A 12,521-nucleotide genomic window follows, 5' to 3' on the forward strand; every position below is an offset into this window, starting at 1 on the left:
GTTGTGCGCGCATGGAGGTGTGTTGGGGCGTCGGTGTCGCCGTGATTCCGTGCGAGAGACGAATATTTTTGAATTTCGCGTTGAATGGTGCATACTGACCGGGAAGTCGAATTATTTTATTTGCTGGTCGTAATTTTCGTCGGAGAGATCCTGAATCAGCGAGTGCTGTCGGCGTTTGTGTCGCGCCGAATCGAGGATCTCATCGGCGCGGTTGTACAGGCCCGTGGCTGAACGCTTGACGAGAATCAGGTCAATGCCATGAGGGTAGTGGTGGCAAAAACGGTCGAAATGTCTAGGCTGGAGACGCAAATGCACATCGTAGTAACGCTTAAGCAGGTTCATGACCCCAATACTTCTGTCGAACGCCTGGAACTTGGGCCGGATGGAAAATCGATCAAAAGTCCCGCAGGAGTTAGCGACGTCGCCAATGGGTATGACGTGAATGCCGTCGAGGAGGCGCTCAAGATCCGAGAAAAGGTTGGCGGATCTGTGACCGTGATTGGCGTGGGAGGCGAGGATCTGAAAGGCCACCTGAGACGAGCGCTCGCCATGGGGGCCGACAAGGCAGTCCATGTCGAGGGGCCGAGCGGAATCAATTCCGACCCCTTTATTGTATCGACGTTGCTCGCGGGTGCAATGGAAAAGCTGCCGGCAGCAGAGCTCGTTCTGTGTGGCCGTCAGGCGTCCGACACCGACGGCGGTCAGGTGCTGTTCCGACTGGCCGAGCGACTGAGGTTCAGCGCCTTGTCACCGGTCAAGCAGGTTGTTGCTGTTGATGACGCCACGGTCCAGGTAGATAGGCTCACGGACGACGGCGTTCAACGCGTGCAAGCGGCGTTTCCTGTGCTTCTTGGTATCTCGAACGAGGCAAACAAGCCGCGATCGCCTTCGCTTAAGGGTGTAATGCAGTCGAAAAAAGCGGAGATTCCGACACTTACCGCTTCCGACTTGGGGATCGGTCAGCTAACTGCCAGTGTCGTGCTGCGACGCATCTATTTCCCCGAAGTTAGCGATGCGCGTGCCGAAATCGTTTCTGCGGAAAACGGAGCGTTGGCTGGTCGGGCTCTCGCCGAACGCCTCCATCAGGAAGGAGTACTTTGATGTCAGGCGTGCTTTTCTTTGCTTCTGCGGCTCCCAATGGACTCTTTGCTGGTTCGCTTGAGGTTGCAACTGCCGCCAGGGAGCTTGCCTCCGCTCTTGGGCTACCTGTCGCCGGCGCAATTATTGGTCACGATAGTGAACAGTTGGCCAAACAGCTGAGTGATTCGGTGGGCTGCGAGGTCCTGTTTGTTGACGATTCGCGGCTCGACCAGTATGTCGGTGATACTTATGTTGCCGCAGCTCACGCGGTCGTCGACGCGTTATCACCCAACGTTGTGCTGTTCCCGCAAACCTCCGAAACCAATGAATGGGTTCCACGGCTCGCGGGGCGACTTGATGCAGCACTTGTCACCGCGTGCTGTAGCCTGGCAGTCGAAAACGGTGACATCGTGGCGACTAAGCCGGTTAGCGGTGGCGCCGCCCGCGCAGAGTACCAGCTGAATCGCCCGCTATGCATGTTCACAGTTGCGGCGGGTTGCTACGACCCATTGCCAACTTCAAATGCGTCTACCTCCGTCCGGCGCGTAGAACTCCCGGAAGCCGAGTCGCGCATAACAGTATTGGAGACCATTCCCGACCCGGTCGGCACGGGCCCGCAACTGAAGTCCGCCAAGGTTGTGATTTCGGGCGGCTTGGGGGTGGGAACTCGTGATAACTGGAAGATGATCGATGATGCCGCCGTCGCACTTGGTGCAGGGGTTGGAGGCAGTCGAGCTGTCGTCGAACTGGGATGGATTCCGCCGTCCAAGCAGGTAGGTTTCAGCGGCGTGAAAATCCGCCCGGATGTCTACATTGCAGTGGGGATCTCGGGTGCCGTCCATCATCTCGCAGGTATTTCTGGCGCGAAGACTGTCGTCGCAATCAACAATGACGCGGAGGCTAACATCTTCCGTGCTGCCCGCTTTGGTGTTGTTGGTGACGTAAAAGAGGTCCTGCCGGCGTTTGTCGAGCGAATGAAGGAACTGCGGTCTCATTGATAACTAAATCCCACCATGAACACGATTTCGAAGCACCTTGTTGTAGTTGGGGGCGGGGTGGCCGGATGCACGGCCGCGCTCGAGGCAGCTAACGCAGGGCTGCGCGTGACGTTGATCGATGAGCATCCGCAGGAACTGTCTGCAATGAGCCTGGATGCTCCTTACTTCTACGGAGCTAGGCTGCCCTCTGTCTTGTCAGACCAAGGGTTGATTGCGGAGCGGGTGCTGGGCGCAAATGAGCCCCTGATGGAATGTCTGGAGGCAGGGGTCGACGTCGTTACTGGCACTTGTGTTTGGGCAAATTTTTTGCCTGGAACCAACAATACCCATCAGAAAACCTTGCAGGTCGGGGTAGCCGATGCAGAGCGTAGTTGGCTGCTTGACTATGACTACCTGATTCTTGCGCCAGGGTCGAGGGACCTTGTTCTCTCGTTCCCTGGCTGGAACTTGCCCGGGGTGTTAGGTGCGAACGGCGCCAACGCACTCCTGGCACGCTACGAAGCGCTGGGTGGAAGCAAGCTGGTTATTCTGGGCAGTGGCAATGTGGGCCTGAGGACTGCTCAACTGGCTCTGTCAAAGGGGATCTCCGTCGCCGCAATTGTCGAAGTGAAGCCCTCGGTGCAGGGCGACAAAGAACTCGCTGACGAAATCTCCGGGGCGGGAGTGCCAATTCTGCTGTCGACGACCGTGCGGCAGGCCATCGGCAATACTGAAGTGACTGCAATTGAGGTCGTTGGCGTTGATCAAAGCCTTGAGCCGGCGGGTGACGTACTAACGATCGCGTGCGACACCATCTGCATGGCATACGGTGTTGTACCAAACGTTGAACTTGCGTCTGTGACGGGCTGCAAAATTGAGTTCAATCCGGCGCTCGGTGGCTGGATTCCAGCCCTTGGTGCGAGCATGCAAACAAGCTCGCCAAATATTTTTGTTGTCGGGGACGGAGCCGGCGTTACCGAGGAAATGCTGCTCAATGCTGATGAAGCAAAAAAGCAGGCCCAACTCGCCGTCCGTTTCATCGCCGACAACAACTCCGATGCACCCGCGCTGATGGTGGACGATGTTCCGCGTGATTTGTCGTGTTATGACGTTGGGACCTTTCCGCCTTCGGATTGGCTGGATGCCTTTGTCAAGGCGCAAGGTTTTGATGTGATCGTCTGTCAATGCGAAGAGGTATCACGCCGGGAGATGCTCGACGTTAGTCCGCCGAAGTATCTAAAGGCCGATAATCGTTGCCCGGCAGGTGGTTTGTCCGGCCTTTCTGAAATTGGTCGATCCAGTCAGGATCTGGTGAAGCGACTGACCCGTGTCGGTATGGGGCATTGCCAGGGAAAACGATGCCGTGACCAATCAGCAATGTTACTAGCGGCGGATGCCAAGAAAGATTTGTCGGGAATTGCGCCAGGGTCGTACCGGTGTCCTGTGCGGCCGATTCCTCTTCATATTGTGGCGGACTACAACGAGACGGATGAGATGCGCGCCGGCTGGTTGTATTGGCCTGAACCCCCGAAACAGACCCCTTGGAAGTGAGCGGAAAATGATGCGCGCTATGACAATCGGGGCGAATAGAATTGAAGAGGAGAGTCATGAATACCGCTGACGTAGTTGTTGTGGGGGCTGGCGTCTTAGGACTTTCGACTGCGTATTGGCTTGCGAAGACTGGATCGAAGGTTGTGGTGCTTGATAAGGGGCGCACTGCGTGGGAAGCATCTGGCCGAGCCAGTGGATACCTAAGCCTGCGCGGGGAAACGCCCATTGAGGCCCGGCTTGCTGCTGTAGCTGAAAAGCTTTGGCACTCCCTCGATGATGAGCTGGGTTACGTGACTGAATGGTGTTCGGAGGGTCGTCTTTGGGCCGCTTTCCCATACGAATGGGAGGCGATGCAGGAGACATACAAGAGCTTCAGCAAGACCGACTTCCCCTTCCGCCTCATCGACGGAGATGAAGCTCGGTCGCTGCTCCCGTATCTCAGTGATTCAGTGGTTGGTGCGATCCACACAACTCATGGCGGCCATGCAAACCCGCAGCGCACTGCGCAGGCCTTCGCGTGGGCGTGCATGGACCGGGGTGTGGTGATTCGAGAAAATGCTCCGGTGCTCTCAATCAGGACATCAGGTGGAAAAATTGTAGGGGTCGTGACTCCCGATGGAGAGATTGCAACGCCCATCGTGGTTAACTGCGCAGGTCCTGGAGCGGGCAAGATTGCAGAAATGATTGGTGCTGAGGTACCAGTCGCTGCGGCACGTCTCGAAGCCATGGTAACTGCACCGCTTCCCCCAATGTTCAAGTTTGCGATGATCGGGAACGGTGTTTCTGTCCGACAGACACATCGCGGCAACCTGCATTTCAATGGGGGCCCTCACGAATGGATTGATGTCGACCTGACGTCGGAACCGGTGAAACCGACAACTCCGATCATCAGGAACGCTGCTCGACGCGTTGCTGAGTTGCTGCCGTCGGCAAAAAATATCCCTCTGCTTCGATGCTGGGGGGGCGTAATCGACCTGACGCCTGACCATTCTATTGTTATTGACCGCGTTCCGGGGCCTGACGGCATGTTCGTTTCGGTCGCGTCGGGCCATGGTTTTGGTCTGGCGCCAGCAATAGGTAAAGCGCTTGCTGAACTAACGCTGACGGGAGACAGTACCATCCCAATTCGTGAACTCGGATTATCGAGGTTCGCAAACTTGCCGAAGGACTGGCGCAAGCAGTTTAATTGGGAGGCGGGAAACTACAACACTTAAGGTGATGTCGGCTCGGGGGTATATCGAGAAGTGGCCTGCGATATACCTGCCGGGCCACGGTTTGGCAACTGGCCTGATTCGCACTGGTGCTGCTAGCGTTTTCGCGAGTTCGCGTGCAACCGCAAGTGGCGAGAGCGGAGCACGGCGTGCGTCTTTCCGTTCGCGTGGAAGTTCAGGCTTGGGGCTGCGGAGTCGCAGTTGAAACAAGCCATCCCTGTATAATGTCGCAGCGCGCGGCTTCGCACTTCACTATTCGAATCGGACACTCAAGCAGATCGTACCGGTAAATTTGCGCCGGTTTCAACATCGGAAGAGTGGCGTGTCCTGCAGGCTCGTGTGCGTTCCCCTTCACTTTATCGCGTCGCTTGCAGAGACCCGAACCGCTCATGCTCAAAGATGCGTCTCAGGCCCGGAGACAACCAAAACCCGCCGCGGGGCAAGCTGATGAACATTCGCCTCGTCGCTTACGCGCCGCGATGTTCGCGCCTATTGCCAATGCAGCGGGTGCGTCGATCATAGTCACAAGACTTCGCACGGCAATCGATCTCGGATTTTTCTCGGACGGAGAACTCCTGCCGAAGGAAGCGGTTCTGGCAGACGAACTGAACGTAGGCGTGTTCTCGGTCCGCGAAGCCTTGGCTCAGCTGCGAAGCGAAGGCTTGGTTGAAACACGTGCCGGAAGAGGTGGTGGAACCGTTGTGCGCCGCCGTTCGACCTTGGTACACGAAACTTCACTGCGAATGCTTCGTGAGATCTCTTCTGTGTCATTGCGCGATCTGTCAGACTGGCGAAGTATGCTGTTGGCAGAATCAGCTGCGTTGGCGGCGCGCCGGTCGTCCGGACCCAATTTGCAGCGATTGATTGAATACGTGGGGCGTATCAAGTCGAGCGCTGGACAGAGCGATGCAAGCAGAGCACATGCGAGGTTTGATATCGAACTCGCTTCTGCAGCACAGTCAGTGCGGCTCACTTCAGCAATTCTCGACATGTATGAGAAATTCGCGTGGTTGCTGGGTCTTGGACACGCAAGCGAGGACTACCGAAAGGACACGGAGAAAACGTTGCGTTTGCTGGTAAAGGCACTTGAGGCTCGTGACGAAAACCTTGCTACATCGCATGCCAGAAAGCACGCTTCCCAAACTTTTGATTACCTGGTTCGCCTCAGGCTACGAACCATTGCCGAACATTCGAGCTAACCCCCATGGCCGCCAGGAATCCAGGTGTATCCGATGCTCTCGCCAAACTTGCTCGCAAGACATCGCAAGTCTTCGACGACACGTTCCAGCAGTTGGATCAACTCGCGTCGGTGTACTGTCAAGAGGCGCGTTCAGCGCTTGATAAGGGCCTGAGCCTAACGGCCGAAAACTTTGCGCGAGCGAAGTCCCGGATGATACGGACGTTGAGTTCTTCCGACCCGGTGGTATCGACGATGGGTATCCTCGTTGATAGTGATGTGATTAAGGGGCTTCCCTATTGGCTCGACTGCATCGAGCGAGATCCGGACGGTGCGATCCATGCGGCGCACAACGAATCCTTGCCTTGGCGTGAGTCTTTCTATGAGTATCTTACGGCTGACTGGATGAGTGTGCCGCGAAGCGAGCACGTGAAATACGTAGCTGGACCCTATGTAGATCTCGATAGGTACCTGATCTCCCTATCCGTGCCGATACTGGTCGACGACGCGTTTCTTGGTGTAGTTGTCGCTGACATCCGACTTGACGATTTTGAGCGTATGCTCGCACCGCTCTTGAGCAAGGCGAATTTTGATTGCGCTGTTCTGAACGCAGACAATCGTGTCCTTGTTTCAAACAGTGCATCGTTCCCGGTGGGCGAGCTTGTCGACTCGACCAAGCTCACTAGCATTCCATGCAGCGACGTCGGCTGGTACGTGGCCGCAATCTAGACTGATCCGCAACAACGGTTGGGCGGCACGGGGAAATTTCGCATCGTGTCGCCCAACTCTGTGCTTAGCCGTGTCCGATAATCGCCTTGATTTCGAGATATTCGGCGAGCCCATGTACTCCGCCTTCGCGGCCATTCCCCGAACGCTTATACCCGCCAAACGGAGCGCGCACATCGAAATCGGGGCTGTTCACGAACACCGTGCCGACGCGCAGCTTGCGCGCGACGTCTCGTGCGCGGTCAATGTCCTTTGCGGAAACGAAGCCAGCGAGGCCATACTCAGTTGCGTTCGCCAAGTCAATCGCTTCTTCCTCACTGTCATAGGGAAGAATAGTGAGTACAGGTCCGAAGATCTCTTCGCGGGCGATCTCCATGTCGGGTGTGACATCGGCAAAGATGGTCGGCTTGATGTAGAAGCCACGGTCGAGCCCCTGGGGGCGGCCTGGGCCACCAGTTACGAGGCGTGCTCCTTCAGTTACCCCTGAAGCAATAATGCGCTGAATCTTCTCATATTGCGTGCGATTCGCAACTGGTCCAAGAACAGTTTTGGGGTCCGACGGATCGCCGAGAATATGCTTGCTGGCTTCATCGGCGGCAATTGAGATTGCGGCTTCATATTGCGTGCGACTCACAAACATGCGTGTCGGCGCGTCACAGGACTGGCCGCTATTTGCAAAACACCAGGCTACACCGGATCGGATAGCGGACTCGAGGTCTACATCGTCAAGAATGATGTTGGCTGACTTTCCACCCAGTTCTTGAGTCACTCGCTTGACCGTATCTGCAGCGGCCTTTGCTATGAGCACACCGGCTCGTGTGGAACCCGTGAACGACACCATGTCGATGTCCGGATGCCGCGAAATTGCTTCGCCAACGGTAGCGCCATCGCCGTTCACGAGATTAAACACACCGGCGGGAAGACCCGCTTCTTCGAGAATTTCTGCAAAAATTGTTGCATCAAGCGGTGCAACCTCACTCGGCTTCAACACGATGGTGCAACCGGCTGCAAGCGCGTAAAGCACCTTACAGACGATCTGGTTAAGTGGCCAGTTCCAAGGAGTAATAAGTCCGACTACACCGATGGGTTCACGCACAACGAGAGTCTTGCCAACTTTTTCTTCGAACTCGAAGTTCCCAAGCACATCGATAATCGCTTCCACGTGCGATACGCACATCGGAACCTGTGCTTCGTTTGCGAAAGTAATTGGACAACCCATCTCGAGAGAAATAGTTGATGCAATTTCACCCTGACGGCGTTTCAGGATCTCGAGCACTCTCTTGAAAAACTGCAACTTCTCTACTGTGCTGACTTTCGAGTAGCTAGGGAACGCTTCCCGCGCCGCGCGCACTGCACGGTCAACATCGGCCGCTGTCCCCATCGAAATCTCAGCAGCGGGTTCTTCTGTCGCTGGGTTGATAACGACGTGAGTTCGTGGCTCGACAGGATCGACCCATTGGCCCCCAATGTAAAACTTCAAAAATTTGTTCATGATTTGCTCGAGAACGGTGAAAAACGGTTCTTATGTGCGCTGCAGGCGCCGCCTAAGGCTGCACGCAGGATCGGATCGGTGTCGTCCCTTCGTCGCGCATCGCAAGTCCGGATCGCGGTCGATGAAAGTAGATACATCATGGCGACGACGTTTTAATCTACGCTATCGAATATTTGGCGACAAGTCTTTTTTGATCATCCATCATTGCTCATATGGTGGTCTCTGGGTTAACCCCTAGTCCGAATCCGACCCGCGAGTCAGATCGCGACGACAGGCACTATGCAGACCAACAGCTCGACCCCACGGGGCGGCCAAGGGGATTACAGGTTGCCACGCACCCGCGTGTTCCCTTTCTTGACGTGAAATTCCATGGTGCGATGTTCGGGCCGCTTGAATATTCTCGGTTTGAAGAATACTATAAAGTTGAATTAACATACTAAGCGGTCTGAACAGTTGAATGGTCAGGTCAAAGATGGGCGGAGCATTCGCTGAGCGCCCCTGTTCGCTATGACGCCATGCGTCATATGAATCAATTTGAGAAAGGGTGGACGATGAAAACTGAACTTGGGGCCCAATTCGGGATCGACCTGCCGATCTATGCGTTTTCGCATTGTCGAGACGTGGTTGCTGCGGTGACAAAGGCAGGTGGATTGGGTGTTCTGGGCGCGGCGTGGCTTACCCCGGAAGAGCTTGAAATGTCGATCGAGTGGATTGAAAAGGAAGTTGGTGGCAAGCCGTTCGGCGTCGATCTGGTATTTCCAGGCACGGGCGGGGATGAGAAGTCGCCGGAGGAGTACCTCAAGCAGATTCCACAATCGCACTTGTCATTTGTAAAGAATCTGCTCGATGAAGCCGGAATTCCCGACTTTCCGTCTGCCGATCGAGATGAGTTCATGTCCGAGTGGGCGCAAAAAATGTCCATGACGAACAAGAAGAGTCAAGAGCAGCTCGAGGTCACCCTTGGCAAGAAGTCGGTGAGTTGCGTCGTTGGTGCGCTCGGCGTTACTCCCGACTGGGTGGTGAAGGAAGCGCATTCACGAGGCGTGAAAGTCGGGGCACTGGTTGGCAGCGCGCGACATGCTTCGAAACAGAAGGCGGCCGGCGTGGACTTCCTGGTTGCGCAGGGCACCGAGGCTGGCGGTAGTGTCGGTTCTATCGCTTCAATGGTGCTTTGGCCGCAGGTAGTTGAAGCTGCAGCTGGAGTACCGGTGCTGGCAGCAGGTGGTGTGACGCGTGGCTCTCACATTCTTGCAGCGCTCGCACTCGGTTGTCAGGGCGTCTGGGTGGGCTCGCTGTGGTTGGGCACAGCAGAGAGCGATCTCAACATGGAGATGCGCGAAAAACTGTTCCAGTCAGAATCCGAAGATGCTCGACTGAGTTTCGCAATGACAGGGAAACAGTGTCGCGTGCTTAACACCAAGTATATGGATGCCTGGTCGCAACCTGATGCTCCGAAGCCGCTCAAGTGGCCCATGCAGTCGATTCTCGGCGGATACCCATTTAAGCGAGCGGAGAGGTCGCATAACATGGACTACTGGAGTTACTCTGTGGGTCAAGCCATTGGTGACATGAAAGGACACACGACCGTCAAGGGCGAATTTGAGCGACTGCTCAACGAATACCTTGAGGCACTCGACAGGCTGAACGCCACAACAGCAATCGAATGACGGTAGCGTAATAGATAGGCCTCGTACTGCCTCGTTTTCCTTTTCGGAAGGCGGGGCAGTGTGCTTTTGTAACTGCGACGTCGGAAGATCTCTCGGTTTTCGACCGACACTGATCGCTGGTCGCCTGCTACCCGTAGCCTAAGTTTAGCGGCCGGTCAAAAGCGCGCGTCAACACCGCATATCACGCGCCGTTCCATCCCAAGATGTCTGCGTCTTGCTCTCTTCAGCATGTGCTGGGAGTCGTATATGCGTCAGCGATAAATCCAATAAGTGCCCGCAGTCGTATTGCTAAGTGCGCGGCGAACATACATCGATGGAGGACGCGATACCAGTCATGAAACAGAGCAAGATAGGCATTGCAGTGGCATTGATCTGTCTGTCGGCTCGCACCCACGCGCAAGGAAGCGCAACGCTCTTTGGAGCGATAGATGAGGGTTTGAATCTATCAAACAATACCGGCGGATCGCAATCGTTGCAGATGGCGAGTGGCTATCTTGCCTCGAGTCGCTGGGGACTCAAGGGCGATGAAGGAATCCATGGAGGATTGCATGCCCTGTTTGACCTTGAAAGTGGCTTTCTGCCGGAAAACGGGAATCTCTTATATACGGGGCGACTGTTCGGCTTCCAATCGACGATTGGTGTTGAGTCGGACATCTTGGGGACATTGACGATCGGGCGACAGTTTGATGCCGTAACAGATACAGTTGGTCCGCTTACAGCAAATGGCAGTTGGGCAGGATTTCTGTTTTCACATCCCCTCGACAACGACAATACCGACGGAAGTTTTCACGCAAACAATTCGATCAAGTACACCTCGCATACCTACGCTGGATCCTCCGTTACGGCAATGTACGGATTCAGTAATCTCGCGGGGGGATTCGGCACCAACAGGATCTACGCGGTTGGTCTGAGTGAGACCTACGGCGACCTGAAGATGGCAGCTGTCTATGAGCAGTTGTCTGCCGCAGGGGCGACTTCGTCGGGTTCGGTATCAGCGGGTGACCAGGGCTTCACGGCCAGCAAGCAGAAGATCTGGGGTGTAGCGGCTGGATACGAAACAGGGAAAGCTACATTAAATTTGGTCTACACCCACACGAACATTTGCCAAGCGACGGAATCGATCTACGTTGGAGCCCTGAGTGGGAATCCAGATTTAAGGTTCGACAACATCGAGGCAAACTTCAAGTACAACATCGCTCCAGACCTGTTATTGGGGTTTATGTACACATATACACTCGCGCGCATCTCCAACGCCAAAACAGATTCATCATTGCACTGGAATCAGATAGGGGCGATGGCACAGTATCGGCTCTCCGTTCGCACCTCTGTGTATGGGCAGGTTGTCTACCAGCGCATATCCGCCAACAGTGTTGACAATATCCTTGATACCGCGTTGATCACAGGGGCTCTCGGCGCGTCTTCAAATCATCACCAGGCTATCGGGCGAATCGGCATCCTGCACCTTTTTTAACGCCCCGTAACTTTGAACTGCGGAAGCTCTTCTGTAACGCGTGGACTGATTGAGCACTTCCGAGTCGTCGTTTCGGAGTCGTTTCCATCAATCTAACTTTTTCCGATGTCGGAGCGGCGTGCAACAGCACTCGGAAGCAGGTCAACACGGGTAGAAGCGCGGTAGTCGCCCGCCAATTTTCAAGGCGGCAATATTTTTGACTTTCCTTGCAAATCAGGCATACTGACCCATCGGTCAAATTTTTGTGTCTATTGGTCTATCGGAAGAATGGGGCAACGACTTCAATCTGGTCAACGTAGGGCGGCGCGGCCGATGGCCCGACGATGCCTGCGTTGCGACCGGGACGTAGCACTTATCCGCAATACCAATAGCCTGTGGATAGAGAAATGAACAACACCTCACAGTTAGATTCGTCGCTGGACCAGCCCAGAGGACGGTTCGAAGTCTTACAGTCGCTGCTCGACGAACGTAGTTCCTGCCGTGCGTTCAAACCGGGCAGCGTTCCGCGATCAACAATCATGCAGATTCTTGAGACTGCCCAAAGAACGACCTCGGACTGTAATATTCAACCGTGGAAAATAAGGATTGTGAGTGGCAGCGGGCTCGACAGACTCCGCAAATGCATGTACGAGCGTGCCATCAGCGGAGCTGCACCCGTCGCAGACATCCCGCCCATTGCGGAGTATTCAGGTGTCTATCAGGAACGCCGGCGCGAGTGCGGCTGGCAGTTGTATAGCACCTTGGGGATCGAACGCGGAGATCGTGCTGCTTCATCGAAGCAAGCCATGGAGAACTTTCGTTTCTTCGGCGCACCTCATCTCGCACTGGTGACTACGCATAAGTCCCTCGGTTCACGTGGAATGCTGGATTGCGGTGCTTACCTGACCACATTCATTCTGGCTGCGAAGGCTTTGGGTGTCGGAACGGTGCCGCAGGCCTCAATCGCCTACAGGGTCGATGTTATGCGCGAAATGCTGGCAATTCCCGAGGCGGAGCACGTCGTGTACGGCGTCTCGTTTGGTTGGCCAGATGAAAGTCATCTCGTCAATAGTTATCGTACGTCCCGCGCGAACGTTGAAGACGTGGCTACCTTCATTGACTAGTGAATGCCGTAGTAGCGAACGCGGGGCAGTGGGCGCAGGTTATTGTTCGATTTGGTAGCAGTGCCG

11 protein-coding genes are annotated in these 12,521 nt (G+C 55.4%); 9 read left to right on the top strand and 2 right to left on the bottom strand.

What is annotated here, in order from left to right:
- Positions 1–111: 111 nt before the first annotated feature.
- Positions 112–342 carry a hypothetical protein gene (locus BPHY_RS41890; RefSeq protein WP_146174394.1) on the bottom strand — a complete coding sequence of 77 codons (231 nt, stop codon included), beginning with the start codon at positions 340–342 and terminating at the stop codon, positions 112–114.
- Between BPHY_RS41890 and BPHY_RS24235 the strand changes: the two genes are divergently transcribed.
- From BPHY_RS24235 to BPHY_RS24260, 6 genes are all read left to right on the top strand, one after another.
- Positions 310–1,101 (top strand): electron transfer flavoprotein subunit beta/FixA family protein, encoded by a 792-nt coding sequence (locus BPHY_RS24235; RefSeq protein ID WP_012404105.1) that lies wholly within the window; start codon positions 310–312, stop codon positions 1,099–1,101. The two genes, BPHY_RS41890 and BPHY_RS24235, sit on opposite strands and share 33 nt — an antisense overlap.
- Complete coding sequence (locus BPHY_RS24240; protein WP_012404106.1) at positions 1,101–2,078, top strand: electron transfer flavoprotein subunit alpha/FixB family protein; 978 nt, start codon at positions 1,101–1,103, stop codon at positions 2,076–2,078. The genes BPHY_RS24235 and BPHY_RS24240 overlap by 1 nt, the downstream gene beginning before the upstream one ends.
- A gap of 15 nt (positions 2,079–2,093) precedes the next feature.
- Positions 2,094–3,608 (top strand): FAD-dependent oxidoreductase, encoded by a 1,515-nt coding sequence (locus BPHY_RS24245; RefSeq protein WP_012404107.1) that lies wholly within the window; start codon positions 2,094–2,096, stop codon positions 3,606–3,608.
- Between the two features lie 56 nt (positions 3,609–3,664).
- Complete coding sequence (locus BPHY_RS24250) at positions 3,665–4,822, top strand: NAD(P)/FAD-dependent oxidoreductase (protein ID WP_012404108.1); 1,158 nt, start codon at positions 3,665–3,667, stop codon at positions 4,820–4,822.
- Between the two features lie 386 nt (positions 4,823–5,208).
- Positions 5,209–6,018, top strand: a complete 810-nt coding sequence (locus BPHY_RS24255) for a FadR/GntR family transcriptional regulator (RefSeq protein ID WP_012404109.1) — start codon at positions 5,209–5,211, stop codon at positions 6,016–6,018.
- A 5-nt stretch (positions 6,019–6,023) separates the two neighbouring features.
- Positions 6,024–6,725 (top strand): PDC sensor domain-containing protein, encoded by a 702-nt coding sequence (locus BPHY_RS24260; RefSeq protein ID WP_012404110.1) that lies wholly within the window; start codon positions 6,024–6,026, stop codon positions 6,723–6,725.
- Positions 6,726–6,789: 64 nt separating this feature from the next.
- Here the strand turns inward: BPHY_RS24260 and BPHY_RS24265 are convergent, their stop codons facing one another.
- The gene (locus tag BPHY_RS24265) at positions 6,790–8,214 is read right to left on the bottom strand and encodes an aldehyde dehydrogenase family protein (RefSeq protein WP_012404111.1); all 1,425 of its coding nucleotides are present in this window, start codon (positions 8,212–8,214) and stop codon (positions 6,790–6,792) included.
- A 551-nt stretch (positions 8,215–8,765) separates the two neighbouring features.
- Here BPHY_RS24265 and BPHY_RS24270 point away from each other — a divergent pair.
- The 3 genes from BPHY_RS24270 (at position 8,766) to BPHY_RS24280 (ending at position 12,455) form a co-directional block, all read left to right on the top strand.
- Positions 8,766–9,881, top strand: coding sequence for a nitronate monooxygenase (locus BPHY_RS24270; protein WP_012404112.1), 1,116 nt, complete (start codon positions 8,766–8,768; stop codon positions 9,879–9,881).
- 334 nt (positions 9,882–10,215) lie between these two features.
- Entirely contained in the window at positions 10,216–11,352 is a 1,137-nt protein-coding gene (locus BPHY_RS24275) for a porin (RefSeq protein WP_041765332.1), read from the top strand.
- Positions 11,353–11,738: 386 nt separating this feature from the next.
- Positions 11,739–12,455, top strand: a complete 717-nt coding sequence (locus tag BPHY_RS24280; protein WP_012404114.1) for a nitroreductase — start codon at positions 11,739–11,741, stop codon at positions 12,453–12,455.
- The last annotated feature ends 66 nt before the right edge of the window (positions 12,456–12,521 follow it).

The organism is Paraburkholderia phymatum STM815 (assembly GCF_000020045.1).
Taxonomy (GTDB): Bacteria; Pseudomonadota; Gammaproteobacteria; order Burkholderiales; family Burkholderiaceae; genus Paraburkholderia; species Paraburkholderia phymatum.